Consider the following 15,758-nt stretch of genomic DNA (forward strand, 5'->3'; position numbering starts at 1 on the left):
ATCTCACGTCGTGCCGCACCACCTCCTCCGTCGCCTCCGCCTGCCGCTCGCCCTCGTGGTCGCGGTGGTCGGGCTCGCCCTGATGGCACCGGTCGCCAGCCCGCTCCCGATGCCCGGCACCGGTCACTCGTCCGAGCCGGGCGGGACGGCTCGCGCCACGACGGCCGGCTCCGGCTCCCCCCTCCCCGGGACCGCCACGAGCGCGGGACGCGGCACGGCGCCCGCCGCGGAGCGGCCCAACGTGGTCATGGTGCTCACCGACGACATGCGCGCCGACGACCTGCGCCACCTGCCGCACGTGCGAAGGCTCCTGGTCGACCGCGGCATGACGTTCCGCCAGACGCAGTCCCCGCACCCGCTGTGCTGCCCGGCGCGCGCGGAGATCCTGTCGGGCCAGTACGCGCAGAACAACGGCGTCCACCACAACTCCGGCCCGTACGGCGGGTGGCAGGCCTTCGACCCCAGCTCGACGATCGCGACGTGGGCGCAGGACGCGGGCTACCGCACCGCCCTGCACGGCAAGCACCTCAACCACTTCGAGAAGGGCGCGCCGGCCGACCCGGGGTGGACCAACTTCGACATCCTCATGGAGCCGGCCACCGACTACGCCAACTTCGACTTCTTCAACGGCACCTCCTACCGCAACGACTACGTGACCACGCGGCTCGACCAGCGCACCGTGTCCGACCTCGAGCGCTGGGCCGGCCCCACGCCGTACCTGGTCATGGCCAACCACGTCGCCCCGCACATCTGGATGCCGCGCTCGGCCCGCGGCGACGGTGACGGCGACCGCGGGGGCCGCCCGCCGAAGGTGGCACGGGAGTACAAGCGCGCGCTGGCGGGCCTGAAGCCGGCAGCCTTCAGGGCGCCGAGCTTCAACGAGGCCGACATGCGCGACAAGGAGATGACGGTCCGGGGCCGGGCGAAGCTCCCGCGCAAGGAGATGACGACCCTCAACCTCGCCCGCATCAGGTCGCTCCTGTCGGTGGACGACGCGGTCAAGCACCTCGTCGACACCCTGCGCGAGACCGGCGAGCTCGACAACACCTACATCGTGTTCACCAGCGACAACGGCTACGCGCTGGGCGAGCACCGCTACACGGGCAAGGACCGCCTCTCCGACGAGATCCTGGACGTGCCGCTCGTCATCCGCGGGCCCGGCGTCCCGGCGGGCCGCACCTCCGAGCGCCTCGTCTCCCTGGTCGACCTGACCGCGACGCTCTCCTCGCTGATGGACCTCTCCCCCGACCTCACCCTCGACGGCGAGGACTTCTCCGACACCCTCCTCGGCGGTCGCGCCACGCACCACCGCGACACGATGCTGATCCAGACGGGCGGCAAGGCCACCGACGTGCGCGACCCGGGATGGACCTACCGCGGCGTCCTCACCGAGCGCTACGCCTATGGCCGGCGGGTCAACAACGGCATGCGGGACGGGTTCCTCTACGACCACGAGCGCGACCCCTACGAGCTGCGCAACCTGATCCGCTCGAAGCACTACGCACCCGTCCGCCGCGAGCTCGAGCGCCGCCTCCGGGCCCTCGGGGACTGCGCCGGCACGGAGTGCAACCGGCACTTCGGAGCGGTCCCGAAGCCTCGCGGCTGAGGCGTCCCGGCGCACCGCACGGCCGCTCGATCGCTTCGGGACCAAGGTCCCTAGCCGCTCCGTGGCGCCGTTGCTAGGTTCGGCGCCAGCATCGAGTCCCCGGTCCGCCCGGGGACCCCACCCCAGACCCCGGTGGCACGACACATCGACCCCGAGGGTGGTCCATGCCTCCGTCCTTGCGCGCCGCTGCACGCACACCGCACCGTCACCAGCTCGTTCCGGGGGCGGTGGCACATGACCGATCGTGAGGCGGACCTCGCCGTCGTGGAGCAGGCGAAGGGCGCCATCATGCTCCGGTACGGCGTCAGCTCCTGCGAGTCGCTCGCCGCCATGGCCCGGTGGGCGCGCGAGACCCAGCTCTCGCTCCCCGACCTGGCCCGCGCCCTGGTCAAGGGCGTCTGCCAGGGGCGGGTCACGCCGGAGACCCGGGGCGTGGTGCGCTGGCTCGAGCACCGCCTCCGCGCCGACATCGGCGAGCCACCGCACCTGCCCGCCAGCGAGCAGGTGGCGCGGCCGCACGTACCCGTCGTACGGCAGGCACCGACCCAGCCCCCGCAACCTCCGGCGAGCGCACCGGCAACCCGTCACCAGTGGCGCTACGCCTCGGCGGTGCACGCGGCACGGGCCCTCGGCAGCTCCTAGGAACCTCCATGGACGTCCTGACGACCACGGCCTTTCGGCCCTGACGTCGACCCGCCCCGGGTCGGCAGCATGGGGGTATGGCCAGCGACGAGCGCATCAGCCCCGAGGAACAGCTCGAGGCCCTGGGGCAGGCAGTGATCACGACCGACCCCGCGGGAATCGTCGTCTACTGGAACCCTGCCGCCGAGCAGCTGTACGGCTGGAGCGCCGAGGAGGCGATCGGCCACGACATCGCGACCCTCGCGATCCCCGAGGTGGCCAAGGCCATCGGCGCCGACATCATGGCTGCGCTGCGTGAGGGGACCTCGTGGTCCGGCGGCTTCCCCGTGCGCCGCAAGGACGGCAGCATGTTCCCGGCCCTGGTGACGGACGCGGGCATCTACCGGGACGGGACGCTGGTCGGGATCATCGGCGTCTCGACCAACCTGGGCTCGGCGCTGCGTCCCCTCCTCGAGCGGTCGACCGACGCGGCGCTGGTGCTGCGCAGCGACGCCGTCATCACCTACACGAGCCCGGCCGTGGAGCTGCTGTTCGGCTGGGAGCAGGACTCCCTGCTGGGCACCTCCATCGTTCCCCTGCTGCACGAGGACGACCGCCCCGCCCTGGCGACCCTGCTCCAGGAGGTCGTCGCCCGCCCGGGCGTGCACGCCCCCGTCGAGGTCCGGGTCCAGGCCTGGGGCGACTGGAGGTGGGCGGAGGCCGCCTTCACCAACCTGCTGGACGACCCGATGGTGCGTGGCGTCGTGTGCAACCTGCGTCCGAGCCCCGCCCGGCTGGCCCAGGAGCAGGCCGAGGTGCGGGCCCGGCAGCTCGAGACAGCGTTCCAGACACGGCTCGTCATCGAGCTCGCCAAGGGCTACCTGGTGGGCCGCCACGGGGTCACCCCGGAGGACGCCTTCGGTTCCCTGCGCTCCTACGCACGCTCGAACCACCTGACGGTCCACGAGGTGTGCCGTCGTGTGGTCGAGGGCGAGCCGCTCGTCGGCCCCCCGGCCAGGGACTAGCTCCGGGGGCCTGGCCGGCCACTAGTGGGGCTTGACCATCGCGCACCGCAGCGCGGCGTCGATGCCCGGGAGCGACGCCTCGTGTGCCATCGTCCTCGCCAGCTCGGGACCGACCAGGTCGTCGGACAGGACGTGGTAGCCGAGACGCCGGTAGTAGGGGCCGTTCCACGGGACGTCCCGGAACGTCGTCAGCGTGGTGGCCCGCAGGCCGGCCGCCCGACCCCACTGCTCGACGTGCTCGATCATCGAGCGACCGAGGGCGCGTCCCGCGTGGGCCGGTGCGACCGAGACCTGCGCGATGTGCGCATTCCCGTCGAGCACCTCCGCGCAGATGTAGCCCGCGACCTCCGCACCCACCTCCGTGACCCAGATCCGTTGCGCCGCGATCGCCTCCAGCAGGTCGGAGACCCGAGGAACGTCTTCGGCGACCCGCGCCATGCCGACGGTCCGGAACACCTGGCCGGCCTCGACCTCCACGACGACCAGGCGGCGGGCGTCCGCCGGGCGGGCCGGCCGGATGACGAGAGTGTGCATGCCCGAACGATTTCACGTCCGAGAGCCCGCGTTCGTCACGTCAGGAGACTGCTGACAAAATGGCCGCTGCCAGCGGAGGGTGACTACTCTGCTCCTGGCCCGCCCCAGTAGCTCAGTGGATAGAGCAGCCGCCTCCTAAGCGAAAGGTCGCAAGTTCGACTCTTGCCTGGGGCACAACAGGCAGATCTCGCCGGAGATCCGCGACAGGCCGGACCCTCGGGTCCGGCCCTCGTCGTCTGCCGACCGGGCGCTTCCTGACAGCACAGGTACGCCGACCGGGCACTTCTTGTCGCGTCAGGTGTGCCGACCGGGCACTTCCTGGCCGCACGGGTACGCCGACCGGGCACTTCCTGACAGCACGGGTACGCCGACCGGGCAGTTCCTGGCCGCACGAGTACGCCGACCGGGCAGTTCCTGGCCGGCCGAGGTGTGTTGACCGGGGACTTCCTGGCCGCGGGCGCGCAGACCTCCCCCTTCCCGGCCGCTGGGACATGCCGACCGGGCGCTTTCGTGACGCACTGGCACGCCGGGTGGCCGACGCCGGGACGCTCCGCCCTGATCGACCGTCCCGGGGCTCGACATCGCACCACCAGGCGAGAGCCAAGCGGTCACCCGTGCTTGTCACGCGATGTACCCGAAACTGGGTATGCGACTCGCACATATGTGCGAATAGACTATAGGCACGCGGCCGGCACCACGAGGTGGGGACGCGCAGGAGCCGACCAGCGGGGGCTGACATGACGACCGGACACCTGGTCCAGGAGTGTGGCGAGGCGATCTCAGCCGCACTAGACAAGGTGCAACGGGTTGAGCTCCTCTACCTCTCGCCGGCCGAGAAGGCCGCAGCGCTCGTCGAGCTGGCCCGGCTGGAGTCCCGGGTCGCGTCGACCCGGCTGCGGTTGATGGCCGTCGCCGACGAGGTGGCCGAGGAGTCGGGCGACCGTGATGTAGCGGCGTGGTTCGCGCGCACGGCGCGGGTCGATCGGGGTCCGGCCCGTCGAGACCTGCAGCTCGCCCGCGCGCTCGAGCGCCGGTGGACTCTCGTGGCGGACGGCCACACGTCGGGGGAGCTGTCGACGGCGCAGGCCGACGTGATCGCTCGTGCGTTGGACGACCTGCCCGACGACACCCCCTCCGACATCGTGGTGAAGGCGGAGAAGGTGCTGGTCGAGCACGCCATGACCTTCGCGCCGCACGAGCTGCGGGTCCTGGGCAGCCGGATCCTCGACGTCGTCGCACCCGAGGTCGGCGAGGAGCACGAGCGCAAGCGCCTCGAGGACGAGGAACATCACGCCCGCAGGGCGACGTCGTTGACCACCCGTTCCCACGGGGACGGGACCACCACGATCCGGATCCGGGTCCCCGACGCGACCGCCGGCCGACTGCTGACCTATCTCCATGCGTGGACCAACCCCCGCAAGGACGACAGCACACCGGCTGGTCAGGACGGCACCGCAACGAAGGTGCCGTACTCGACCCGGCTCGGGCACGCGTTCTGCGACCTCCTCGAGCACCTCGACCCCAGCCGCCTGCCGGTCCACGGCGGCGCCGCCACGACGGTGGTCGTGACGATGGACCTCGACTCGCTGATGACCGGACTCGGGGTCGCGACCACCAGCACCGGCGGCCGCATCACCGCCGCCGAGGCCCGCCGACTCGCGTGCACCGCCAAGCTGGTCCCTGCCGTCCTGGGCGGGACGTCCGAGGTCCTCGACCTCGGCCGCGCCAAGCGCCTCTACGACACCGCGCAGCGCAAGGCCATGGGCCTCCGGGACCAACACTGTCGGGCCGAGGGATGCGACATCCCCGCCGCCTGGTGCGAAGCCCACCACCTCACCCCGTGGAGCAAGGGCGGCAAGACCGACCTCGCCGAAGGCTTGCTCCTGTGCAGCCATCACCACCACCGGGCCCACGACGACCGCTACCTCCACGACCGGCTCCCCAACGGCGACCTCCGCTTCCACCGCCGCAGATAGGACGCGGCCCGTGCGACCGCACGACCCACGCCAGGCGGCCGCGGATCAGAGCGTCTCGAACCTCAGCCCGCCGGCCTGCACCCGCGCGAGCAGGTTCTCCCCCATCGCCTGCGCTGTGGTGACCTGTCCGGCGGTGGGCGGGTTGTCGTCGAGGGCGAGGCACAGCGCCGACTCGGCGAGCATCATCGACGTCTCCGTGTAGCCGGGGTCCCCGCCGGAGACGCGGGTGCGCACGGTGCGACCGCCGCCCTCGCCGACGAAGTCGACGGTGAACCACGACTTATCGCGGCGCGCCTCGTCGGGCCCCTGTCCCTGCGCGACCTTGGAGAGCACGAACTTGCGCACCGGGGCGACCTGGGCGGCGAGGGCCAGCGCGCCGACGCCGAGCGCGCCGCCGGCGGCGTACCGGATCGTCTTCGTGCCGGCGTAGTGCGAGTAGCGGAAGTCGGGCCCGTACGCCGGCAGCGCGGCGCCGCTGCGGGCCACGACGATCGGGTCGATGGTCGGCAGCGGGAGCAGCCAGTAGCCGAGGACCGGGTCCCGGTGCGGCTTGCCGGAGACCGGGCGCGACCTCCGCCCGTCGGCCGGCTTGCCCTCGGACCGGCGGCGGGCGCCGTACGCCTGCTTCATCTGGCGGGCCCGGGCGAACTGCTCGAGCGCGGAGTGGATGGTCCCGCCGGACGCCATCCCGCCGGAGCGGACGACGCCGCGCAGCGTGATCGGGGTGTCGGAGGGGAGCTGCTGCACGGTCCAGAAGGCGCCGAGGTCGTGCGGGATGGAGTCGAACCCACAGGCGTGCACGAGGCGGGCACCGCTGCGCACGGCCGCCTGGTGGTGGCGCAGGTACATCCGGTCGACGAACTCCGGCTCGCCCGTGAGGTCGACGTAGTCGGTGCCGGCGTCGGCGCACGCGGCGACCAGCGGCTCGCCGTACGCGAGGTAGGGCCCGACCGTGGTGATGACGACCCGGGCGCGCGAGGCGACATCGGCGAGGCTGGTCGGGTCGGTCACGTCCGCGTGCAGCAGCTCGAGCTCGCCGAGCTCGGGGGCGAGGGTGACCAGGTGGGCCCGGACCTCCTCGAGCCTGTCGCGGTTGCGGCCGGCGAGCGCCCAGCGCAGCCCCTCTGGGGCGTGCCGCGCGAGGTACTCCGCGGTCAGCCGGCCGGTGAAGCCGGTCGCCCCGAAGAGCACGATGTCGAGGTCACGGTCGCCGCTGCGCGCATCAGTCATGCCGCCATCCAAACAGGTGCCGGAACCCCCGCGCGCGACACGGCGTCCCACACCCATGACGAAGTCGCTCGCGGTCGCGCTGGGAGTGGTTGCCCTGATCGCCGGCACCGTAGCCGGCACCGTCCTCACCACGCTGGCGGTGACGAGCGGGCCACGGACCCCGAGCCCCTCGAGCGACCTGCGCCTCGCGAGCGCGACCTTGCGACCGGCCACGTCGTGCGAGGACCTGCTCGCCCGGTACGTCGAGCGCGGCGTCGCCGAGGTCGGCCCCTACGGCTGGGACACGGGTCCGATCATCATGTTCGACGCGATGGGCAGCGCCCGCTCGGAGAGCGCCGCCGGCGCACCCCTCCCCCGGACCACGGGGTCGAGCAGCACGGACTCCGGCACCAACGTCCAGGAGGCCGGCGTCGACGAGCCCGACGTCGTCAAGGCCGCGGGTGACCTCCTGGTCCGTGTCCGCGACGACGTGCTCACCGTCCACGACGTCTCCGGCGCCGACGTCCCTGGCGCCGCGCCGCGGCTGCTCTCCTCCCTCACGCTCACGGGCCTGCGCGACGGTGAGCTGCTGGTCTCCGGCGACCGGGTCGTGGTCCTCGGCGCGGCCGAGGACTCCGCCGGCCGGAGCAGCGCCGGGGCCGCCGCCGAGATCCCGTACGACGGGTACGGCGCGCCGCCGCGCACCCGGGTCGTCGTCCTGGACGTGAGCGACCCCGGCACCCCGCGGGTGGTGGACACCGCCGACTACGACGCCGAGCTCACCGCTGCCCGGCTGCACACCGGGCAGGGCGACACCGGGCAGGGCGACGACGTCGTCCGGCTCGTGCTCCGCACCTACCGTCCCGCGCTCGACTTCGCGCAGCCCGAGCCGGGCCGGGGACAGCAGGCGGCCCTCGAGCACAACCGCCGGGTCGTGCGCGAGACCACCCTCGCGGACTGGCTGCCCACCAGCGACGGCGAGCAGGTCGTCGACTGCGCCGACGTCGCCGTGCCGACCGACGACGACGCGGCCCTGGGCACGACGACGGTGGTGGCGCTGCGACCCACCGACCCGGACCCGCTCGACTCCCCCGCGTCGACGGCCGTGGCCGCAGATGCCGCGACGTCGTACTTCTCCCCCGACCGCTTCTACCTGGCCACCACGGCGACGCCCGGCTGGTGGACCGCCGGGGAGCCGGCCTGCCTCGACCGTTGCGTGCCCGGCTCGACCGGTGGCGGGTTCGGCGACGGCACCACCGACCTCTACGCCTTCGCCCTCGACGGCATCGCCACGACCTTCGTCGCCGGCGGGCAGGTGACGGGCACGGTCCGCGACCGCTGGGCCATGGACTTCTCCGGCGACACGCTGCGGGTGGCCGTGGGCACGACCGACCGGACCGCGGGATCGAACACTCTCCCCGCCAACGCCGTGATCACGCTGCGCGAGGACGAGGGCGGCCTCGACGAGGTGGGGCGGGTCGACGGCCTGGGGGTGGGCGAGGACATCAAGGCGGTCCGCTGGTTCGACGACCTCGCGATCGTGGTGACCTTCCGGCAGGTCGACCCGCTGTACGCCGTCGACCTCACCGACCCGGGCGCGCCCCGCCTCCTCGGTGAGCTGAAGGTCCCCGGCTACAGCGACTACCTCCACCCCCTCGGTGGCCGGCGGCTGCTCGGCATCGGCCAGGACGCCTCGGCCGACGGGTCGCTGCGGGGCGCGCAGGCTGCCCTCTTCGACGTCACCGACCTGACGGCTCCCCAACGCCTCGACGCCGTGGCCTACCCGCCCTTCTCGGTCGCGGGCGCCGGCACCGATCCGCGGCAGCTCACCTGGCTGCCGGAGCAGCGGGTCGCGCTGGCCGTCGTGTCCCGCGGGTGGTCCGGAGGCACCGCCTGGGTGTCCGTCCTGCGGCTCGGTGCCGACCGGATCCGCAACGAGATGGTCGAGGTGGACGTCCAGGACGAGCTCGCGGACGTGCGGCTGGTCCCCCTCGCCGACGGCCGGGTGGTCCTCGTCGCCGGTGACGCGGTCTCCTTCTTCGACCTGTGAGGGAGGCGGGGTGCGGCCTACTCTGGGGGACATGTGCCGCAACATCCGCCCCCTCAACAACTTCGAGCCGCCGGCCACGCGCGACGAGGTCACCGCCGCCGCGCTGCAGTACGTCCGCAAGGTGGCCGGGACCACCAAGCCGTCGCAGGCCAACGAGGCGGCCTTCCACGCAGCGGTGCGCGAGATCGCCCACATCACCCAGCACCTGCTCGACGACCTGGTGACGACCGCCCCACCCAAGGACCGCGACGTCGAGGCCGCCAAGGCGCGGGCCCGCGCCCAGGCGCGCTACGCGTGACGCTGAGCACCGACCGCGAGGTCGCAACCAGCACCGACCGCGAGGTCGCGACCGGCACCGACCGCGAGGTCGCAACCAGCACCCACCGCCAGGTCGCATCAGACACCGAGGAGGTGCTCGACTTCCTCGACGGACGCCCGCTCGTCGCGCTCACGGGCGCCGGCCTGTCCACCGACTCCGGGATCCCCGACTACCGCGGTCCGGGCGCGCCGGTGCGGATGCCGATGACCTACCAGGAGTTCGTCGCCGGGCCCGGCCAGCAGCAGCGCTACTGGGCGCGCAGTCACCTCGGCTGGGCCCGGATGGGGCACGCCGAGCCCAACGCCGGCCACCGGGCCCTGGCCCGCCTCGACCCCGAGCTGCTCATCACCCAGAACGTAGACGGACTCCACGAGGCCGCCGGCTCGCGGCAGCTCGTGGCGCTGCACGGCCGGGTGTCCGAGGTCGTGTGCCTCGGCTGTCGCCGGGTCACCCCCCGCGCGGCGCTGCAGGAGCGGCTGGCCCACCTCAACGCCGGCTGGCTCGCCGAGCACGCCGCGGCGGCGATGCGACCCGACGGCGACGTCGAGCTCGAGCAGACCGACGGCTTCGTGGTGCCCGGCTGCGCCGAGTGCGAGGGACCGCTCAAGCCCCACGTCGTCTTCTTCGGCGAGAACGTCCCCGCCGAGCGGGTCGCCCGCTGCTACGCCGCCGTGGACGCCCTCGGCAGCGCGGGCGCGCTGCTGGTGGCGGGCTCGTCGCTGACCGTGATGAGCGGGCTCCGGTTCGTCAAGCGCGCCGCCCGTGCCGGCACGCCGGTGGTGATCGTCAACCGCGGTACGACGCGCGGCGACGAGCACGCGACGTACCGGCTCGGCACGGGGTGCAGCGAGTTCCTCACCGCACTGGCCGCGGGCCGCGGCTGACCCCGGCCCAGCCCGCGCGCCGCGGCCGACGTCGGCTCAGAGGCGGCGGCTCAGAGGCGGCGGACGAAGATGTGCTCGGCCGCCTCGAGCACGACCTCGGCGGTCTCGCCCCCGGAGCCCACGAGGATGCCCTCGGCCGTGGCGGCGACGACCACGGTCTTGTCGGGCAGCGCGCCGACGCGGCGCAGGGTGCTCATCAGGTCCTCGTCCTTCTGCATCTCCTCGGAGATGCGACGCACGAGCACCCGCGAGTCCTCCGGGCCCGCGACCGCGGACAGCGGCTCGACGCCCTCCATGAAGCCCTCCCCGACCCCGCTCTCGCCGAGCTCGTCGAGACCCGGGATCGGGTTGCCGTACGGCGACTCCGTGGGGTGGTCGAGCAGCTCGACGAGGCGGCGCTCGACCGTCTCGGACATCACGTGCTCCCAGCGGCACGCCTCGGCATGCACGAGCTCCCAGTCGAGGCCGATGACGTCGGTGAGCAGGCGCTCGGCGAGGCGGTGCTTGCGCATGACCCGGGTCGCGAGGCGCAGGCCCTCCTCGGTCAGCTGCAGGTGCCGGTCGCCCTCGACGGTGAGCAGGCCGTCGCGCTCCATCCGGGCGACGGTCTGGGAGACCGTGGGCCCGCTCTGGTGGAGGCGCTCGGCGATCCGGGCGCGCAGCGGGACGATGCCCTCCTCCACGAGCTCGTAGATCGTGCGGAGGTACATCTCGGTGGTGTCGATCAGGTCGCTCACGCCGCTCATTGTGTCCCATGGCCGGTGCCACACCCGAGATGGCCGCAGGTGAAGTGGCCGCAGGTGAAGTGGCGCTGCCGAAGTGGCACAGTGGCGGGGTGACCGAGCTGATCGTCCCGCGCCGCTTCTGCGGACCGCCCGACTCGGGCAACGGCGGCTGGACCGCCGGGGCCCTCGCCACCACCCTCGCCTGCGAGCCCGGTGACCACGTGGACCACTGGCCGACCATCGAGGTCTCGCTGCGGCAGCCGCCCCCGCTGGACGCGGCCATGGACGTCGTGGCCGGTGACGACGACACGTCCACCGCGAGCTTCAGTGGCGTGGTGATCGCCACCGCACGGCGTGCGTCCGGCACCACGCCGACCCCCGTCGAGGGGGTGGACCCGGACGTGGCGCGCGCGGCGGAGGCGGCGTACCCGGGTCACGCGTTCCACCCCTTCCCCACCTGCTTCGCCTGCGGCACCGGGCGCGAGGAGGGCGACGGGCTGCGGATCTTCCCGGGTCCCGTGGAGCCCTTCGGCGACGACCAGCAGCGGGTGGCCGCGACCTGGACGCCGCACCGCAGCGTCAGCGAGGACTTCCACACCTACGCCGACGAGGCTCCGCGGGCCTCGGTGGCCGCCACCTGGGCGGCGCTGGACTGCATCGGCGGCTGGGCGGGCGACCTCACCGAGCGGCTGATGGTGCTGGGCCGGATGACCGCACGCATCGACACCTTGCCGGTCATCGGGGAGGAGCACGTGGTCGTCGGCGCCAAGCGCGGCCAGGACGGCCGCAAGACCTTCACGGCCGCCACGCTGCACGACGCCGACGGACGGGTGGTCGCGACGGCGGAGCACATCTGGATCGCCGTCGACCCCGCGCTCTTCGGTGGCCGGCGTCCCTCGGATTGACCGCGCCCCCGGCGGCTCGCCAGAATAGATCGCATGGCTGATTTGAACGATCCAATCGTCGACGACCCCTCGTGGTGGCGCAACGCCGTCGTCTACCAGGTCTACGTCCGGTCCTTCGCCGACAGCGACGGCGACGGCATCGGCGACCTGCCGGGCATCACGTCGCGGCTGCCCTACCTGCGCGACCTCGGCGTCGACGCCCTGTGGATCACGCCGTTCTACACCTCCCCCCAGCGCGATCACGGGTACGACGTCGCCGACTACACCGACGTCGACCCGCTGTTCGGGGCGCTCGGCGACGCCGACACCCTGATCGAGACCGCGCACGAGCTCGACCTGCGCGTCATCGTCGACCTGGTGCCCAACCACACCTCCGACGAGCACCCGTGGTTCAAGGCCGCCCTCGCCGCCGGACCGGGCAGCCCGGAGCGGGCGCGCTTCATGTTCCGCGAGGGCTCCGGCCCCGACGGCAGCCTGCCGCCCAACAACTGGGAGTCCGTCTTCGGCGGTCCCGCGTGGACCCGGGTCGAGGACCCTTCGACGGGCTCAGGACAGCGCGCCCAGTGGTACCTCCACCTCTTCGACTCGACCCAGCCCGACCTCGACTGGCGCAACCCCGAGGTCGGCGACATGTTCGAGGACGTCCTGCGCTTCTGGCTCGACAAGGGCGTGGACGGGTTCCGCGTCGACGTCGCCCACGGCCTCTACAAGGAGGAGTCGCTGCGCGACCAGGTGGTCAAGGCCGGCGAGCGGCCCACCTCCGGCCAGGTCAACACCGACCACTCCATGGTCTCCCGCGAGCTCAACGACGAGCCCATGTGGGACCAGCCGGAGGTGCACGAGGTCTACCGCCGCTGGCACGACGTCCTCGACAGCGTGGGCGACGACCGGATGGCCGTCGCCGAGGCCTGGACGCAGACCCCCGAGTCGATGGCCGCCTTCGTCCGGCCCGACGAGCTCGACCAGGCCTTCAACTTCGCGTGGCTGCTGGCCGACTGGTCGGCGGAGTCCTTCCGCGAGGTCGTCGTCGACACCCTCGCGGCCGTCGCCCCGGTCGGCGCCTCTCCGACGTGGGTGCTGAGCAACCACGACGTCGTACGCCACGCCACCCGCTACGGCGGCGGCGAGCAGGGCCTGGCCCGCGCCCGGGCCGCCACCCTGGCGATGCTGGCGCTGCCCGGCTCCTCCTACCTCTACCAGGGCGAGGAGCTCGGCCTCGAGCAGGTCGACGTCGCGCCCGAGGACCGGCAGGACCCGTCGTGGTTCCGCACCGGCGAGGTCGGCCGCGACGGCTGCCGGGTGCCGATCCCGTGGGGCGGCGACTCCGCGCCCTTCGGCTTCGGGCCGGGCGACGCCCAGCCGTGGATCCCGCAGCCGGACGAGTTCAAGGGCCTCACGGTCGAGGCGCAGACCGGGGTCAAGGGCTCGACGCTGGAGTTCTACCGCGCCGCCCTGGCCGCGCGCCGCGCCCACGCCCTGCCCGCCGGCGACGAGGTCACCCTCGTCGAGGCCAACGGCGACCTGCTGGAGCTGCACCGCGGCGACCTCCGCGTCCTGCTCAACTGCGGCAGCACCGACGTCCCGCTCCCCGCGGGCCGCGTCCTGGCCAGCAGCGGCCCGGTCACCGACGTGCTGCCGGGCGACACCTGCGTCTGGCTCGGCTGAGTCCCGACACCAGCTGCGTACGCCGAACGGCCCGCCCCCGAAGGGGCGGGCCGTTCTGCATTTCAGTGCCGGTCGATCAGTGCCGGTCGATCAGTGCCGGTCGAGCGTCTGGTTGTAGCGGGCGAACCGGGTGACCAGCTCCTCGAGGTCCTCCGAGGTCCACTCGGCCAGCCGGGCGTCGAGCTCCACGATCCGGCGCCGGCTCACCGCCTCCAGCCGCTCCACGGCCTCGGGCGTGGCCGTCAGGATGGTCGCCCGCCCGTCGTCCGGGTCCGGCGCCCGCTCGACGAGACCGAGGTCCACGAGGTGCTGCACCTGGCGGGACACCGCGCCCTTGTCGAGGTCGAACTTCTCGGCGATGTCGGCCGAGCGGCGCGGTCCCGCCTCGATGAGGTGGGCGAGCATGACGTAGGAGGAGGGCTGCAGGGACGGGTGGACGAGCGCGGCGCGCTCGGTGAGCGCACGGCGCACCCGTCGCATCAGGATCCCGACCTCCTGCTCGAGGGCGTGCAACGTGCGGATCCGGTCGTTCATCGCTCGAGCGCCACGGTGGCCTCGGGAGCGACCGCCTGCTCGGTGTCCACCGTGGTGCGCAGCGGCACCTCCTTGATGAGCAGCACCGCCACCAGGGCACCGACCGCGAACGGCAGCGCCACCAGGAAGATGTGGCCGGTCGCGTCGCCGAAGGCGCTCTCGAAGATCGCGCGGATCGGCTCCGGCAGGGTCGACAGCTCGGGCACGCCGCCCTTCTGGTGGGCGAACTGCGCCGCCAGCTCCGGGTTGGCCCGCAGGATCGGGGCGACACCGGCGGCCACCGCGTCGGCGACCTGGTGGGCCAGCACGGCGCCCAGCACGGCGATGCCCGTCGAGCCACCGAGGGACCGGAAGAACGCCACGACCGAGGAGGCGGCACCCATGTCGGCCATCGCCGTGTTGTTCTGCACGGCCAGGACCAGGTTCTGCATGGTGGCGCCGAGGCCGAGGCCCAGGACCGCCATGAAGGCGCCCGTGTGGGTGAGGGGGGTCTCGGCGTCGATGGTCGAGAGCAGGCCGATGCCGGCGATCACGAAGACCATGCCGCCGACCAGCCAGCGCTTCCACAGGCCGGTGCGCGTGATGATCCGGCCGCTCAGGATGCTCGAGACCAGCAGGCCGCCGACCATGCAGACCGACATCAGGCCGGCCTCGGTCGGGCTCATCGCCTTGGCGCGCTGGAAGTACAGGCTGAGGTAGACCGTCGAGCCGAACATCGCGACGCCGATCAGCACCGAGGCGATGGTGGCCAGGGTCAGGGTGCGGTCCTTGAAGAGCCGCAGCGGGACCACCGGGTCCTTGGCGACGGCCGCCTCGACGTAGACCGCCGCGGCGATGACGAGGACGGCGGCCGCGACGAGGAGACCACTGGTGAGGGAGGTCCAGTCGAACTGCTGGCCACCCAGGGAGACCCAGACCAGCAGCAGCGAGACGCCGCCGACGAGCAGGAAAGCGCCGAGGTAGTCGATGGACACCTCGCGCTTGACGACGGGCAGGTGCAGCGTCTTTTGGAGCACCACGAAGGCGAGGACGGCCACGGGCAGTCCGGCGAAGAAGCACCACTCCCAGCCGACGGTGTCGACCAGCAGGCCGCCGATCAGCGGGCCGCTCACGGTCGCCAGGGCGAAGACCGCACCGATGTAGCCGGAGTACCGACCGCGCTCACGCGGGGAGACCATCGTGGCGATGACGACCTGCACCAGCGCGGTGAGTCCACCCACGCCCAGGCCCTGCACCACGCGGGCACCGATGAGGACCTCCATGCTGGGGGCGAAGCCCGCGATGAGGGAGCCGATCGAGAAGATCACCAGCGCGGACTGGACGAGCACCTTCTTGTCGAAGAGGTCGGCCAGCTTGCCCCAGATCGGGGTGGTCGCGGTCATGGCGAGCATCGTCGCCACGACGATCCAGGTGTAGCCGGTCTGGCTGCCCTCGAGATCGGCCACGATGGTCGGCAGGGCGTTGGAGACGATAGTGCTCGACAGCATGGCGACGAACATGGCGAGCAGGAGGCCGCTGAGCGCTTCCAGCACCTCGCGGTGGCTCATCTGGCCGGACTGCACGGCCGGCGGAGGCACGGTGGCGGACTCGGGGTGGGACACGGAAGCTCGATTCATGAGGACTAGAAGGTTGCCAGCGGCAACTATATTCCTCCTCCCCCGGCCCTCCGCATCGCGAGCGCGGTGACGCCGGCCACATCCGCCAC

General features: G+C 72.7%; 14 protein-coding genes and 1 tRNA gene. 10 read left to right on the plus strand and 5 right to left on the minus strand.

What is annotated here, in order from left to right:
• Positions 1-10 precede the first annotated feature (10 nt).
• The 3 genes from ASG94_RS06525 (at position 11) to ASG94_RS06535 (ending at position 3,252) form a co-directional block, all read left to right on the plus strand.
• Positions 11-1,606 carry a sulfatase-like hydrolase/transferase gene (locus tag ASG94_RS06525; RefSeq protein WP_056925514.1) on the plus strand — a complete coding sequence of 532 codons (1,596 nt, stop codon included), beginning with the start codon at positions 11-13 and terminating at the stop codon, positions 1,604-1,606.
• Positions 1,607-1,840: 234 nt separating this feature from the next.
• Positions 1,841-2,248: an ANTAR domain-containing protein gene (locus tag ASG94_RS06530; protein ID WP_056925515.1), complete on the plus strand. Its 408-nt coding sequence runs from the start codon at positions 1,841-1,843 to the stop codon at positions 2,246-2,248.
• Between the two features lie 77 nt (positions 2,249-2,325).
• On the plus strand, positions 2,326-3,252 hold the full coding sequence (locus ASG94_RS06535) for a PAS domain S-box protein (protein WP_056925516.1): 927 nt from the start codon (positions 2,326-2,328) through the stop codon (positions 3,250-3,252).
• 21 nt (positions 3,253-3,273) lie between these two features.
• On the opposite strand, the gene ASG94_RS06540 is transcribed toward ASG94_RS06535, so the two are convergent.
• A complete protein-coding gene (locus ASG94_RS06540) occupies positions 3,274-3,786 on the minus strand; it encodes a GNAT family N-acetyltransferase (protein ID WP_056925517.1) in 513 nt (170 codons plus the stop codon).
• Positions 3,787-3,887: 101 nt separating this feature from the next.
• Between ASG94_RS06540 and ASG94_RS06545 the strand changes: the two genes are divergently transcribed.
• Together ASG94_RS06545 and ASG94_RS06550 are read left to right on the plus strand one after the other, a co-directional pair.
• Positions 3,888-3,960, plus strand: a tRNA-Arg gene (locus ASG94_RS06545).
• A gap of 563 nt (positions 3,961-4,523) precedes the next feature.
• A complete protein-coding gene (locus tag ASG94_RS06550) occupies positions 4,524-5,762 on the plus strand; it encodes an HNH endonuclease signature motif containing protein (RefSeq protein ID WP_056925518.1) in 1,239 nt (412 codons plus the stop codon).
• A 45-nt stretch (positions 5,763-5,807) separates the two neighbouring features.
• On the opposite strand, the gene ASG94_RS06555 is transcribed toward ASG94_RS06550, so the two are convergent.
• Positions 5,808-6,992 carry a saccharopine dehydrogenase family protein gene (locus tag ASG94_RS06555; RefSeq protein ID WP_056925519.1) on the minus strand — a complete coding sequence of 395 codons (1,185 nt, stop codon included), beginning with the start codon at positions 6,990-6,992 and terminating at the stop codon, positions 5,808-5,810.
• A gap of 55 nt (positions 6,993-7,047) precedes the next feature.
• Between ASG94_RS06555 and ASG94_RS06560 the strand changes: the two genes are divergently transcribed.
• The 3 genes from ASG94_RS06560 to ASG94_RS06570 are packed head-to-tail and all read left to right on the plus strand — an operon-like array spanning position 7,048 to position 10,224.
• Positions 7,048-9,021 (plus strand): beta-propeller domain-containing protein, encoded by a 1,974-nt coding sequence (locus ASG94_RS06560; RefSeq protein WP_056925520.1) that lies wholly within the window; start codon positions 7,048-7,050, stop codon positions 9,019-9,021.
• Positions 9,022-9,052: 31 nt separating this feature from the next.
• Complete coding sequence (locus ASG94_RS06565; protein ID WP_056925521.1) at positions 9,053-9,319, plus strand: DUF2277 domain-containing protein; 267 nt, start codon at positions 9,053-9,055, stop codon at positions 9,317-9,319.
• Positions 9,316-10,224, plus strand: a complete 909-nt coding sequence (locus ASG94_RS06570; protein WP_235537150.1) for a Sir2 family NAD-dependent protein deacetylase — start codon at positions 9,316-9,318, stop codon at positions 10,222-10,224. Before ASG94_RS06565 ends, ASG94_RS06570 begins: the two co-directional genes overlap by 4 nt.
• 50 nt (positions 10,225-10,274) lie before the next feature.
• On the opposite strand, the gene ASG94_RS06575 is transcribed toward ASG94_RS06570, so the two are convergent.
• Positions 10,275-10,961, minus strand: coding sequence for a metal-dependent transcriptional regulator (locus ASG94_RS06575; protein WP_056925522.1), 687 nt, complete (start codon positions 10,959-10,961; stop codon positions 10,275-10,277).
• A 98-nt stretch (positions 10,962-11,059) separates the two neighbouring features.
• Here ASG94_RS06575 and ASG94_RS06580 point away from each other — a divergent pair, with 98 nt between their 5' ends.
• Positions 11,060-11,854: a hypothetical protein gene (locus tag ASG94_RS06580; protein WP_056925523.1), complete on the plus strand. Its 795-nt coding sequence runs from the start codon at positions 11,060-11,062 to the stop codon at positions 11,852-11,854.
• 33 nt (positions 11,855-11,887) lie between these two features.
• Complete coding sequence (locus tag ASG94_RS06585; RefSeq protein ID WP_056925524.1) at positions 11,888-13,519, plus strand: glycoside hydrolase family 13 protein; 1,632 nt, start codon at positions 11,888-11,890, stop codon at positions 13,517-13,519.
• Between the two features lie 90 nt (positions 13,520-13,609).
• Here ASG94_RS06585 and ASG94_RS06590 read toward each other — a convergent pair whose 3' ends face one another.
• Positions 13,610-14,053, minus strand: a complete 444-nt coding sequence (locus ASG94_RS06590; protein WP_056925525.1) for a MarR family winged helix-turn-helix transcriptional regulator — start codon at positions 14,051-14,053, stop codon at positions 13,610-13,612.
• On the minus strand, positions 14,050-15,669 hold the full coding sequence (locus tag ASG94_RS06595; RefSeq protein WP_327152772.1) for an MDR family MFS transporter: 1,620 nt from the start codon (positions 15,667-15,669) through the stop codon (positions 14,050-14,052). The genes ASG94_RS06590 and ASG94_RS06595 overlap by 4 nt, the downstream gene beginning before the upstream one ends.
• Positions 15,670-15,758: the final 89 nt, after the last annotated feature.

Source organism: Nocardioides sp. Soil805, assembly GCF_001429625.1.
In the GTDB taxonomy this organism is placed as follows: domain Bacteria; phylum Actinomycetota; class Actinomycetes; order Propionibacteriales; family Nocardioidaceae; genus Nocardioides.

Coding starts and splice junctions, on each gene's coding strand:
- ASG94_RS06530 (WP_056925515.1), top strand. CDS start 1,841: ATGACCGATCGTGAGGCGGACCTCGCCGTCGTGGAGCAGGCGAAGGGC.
- ASG94_RS06535 (WP_056925516.1), top strand. CDS start 2,326: ATGGCCAGCGACGAGCGCATCAGCCCCGAGGAACAGCTCGAGGCCCTG.
- ASG94_RS06540 (WP_056925517.1), bottom strand. CDS start 3,786: ATGCACACTCTCGTCATCCGGCCGGCCCGCCCGGCGGACGCCCGCCGC.
- ASG94_RS06550 (WP_056925518.1), top strand. CDS start 4,524: ATGACGACCGGACACCTGGTCCAGGAGTGTGGCGAGGCGATCTCAGCC.
- ASG94_RS06555 (WP_056925519.1), bottom strand. CDS start 6,992: ATGACTGATGCGCGCAGCGGCGACCGTGACCTCGACATCGTGCTCTTC.
- ASG94_RS06560 (WP_056925520.1), top strand. CDS start 7,048: ATGACGAAGTCGCTCGCGGTCGCGCTGGGAGTGGTTGCCCTGATCGCC.
- ASG94_RS06565 (WP_056925521.1), top strand. CDS start 9,053: ATGTGCCGCAACATCCGCCCCCTCAACAACTTCGAGCCGCCGGCCACG.
- ASG94_RS06585 (WP_056925524.1), top strand. CDS start 11,888: ATGGCTGATTTGAACGATCCAATCGTCGACGACCCCTCGTGGTGGCGC.
- ASG94_RS06590 (WP_056925525.1), bottom strand. CDS start 14,053: ATGAACGACCGGATCCGCACGTTGCACGCCCTCGAGCAGGAGGTCGGG.
- ASG94_RS06595 (WP_327152772.1), bottom strand. CDS start 15,669: ATGAATCGAGCTTCCGTGTCCCACCCCGAGTCCGCCACCGTGCCTCCG.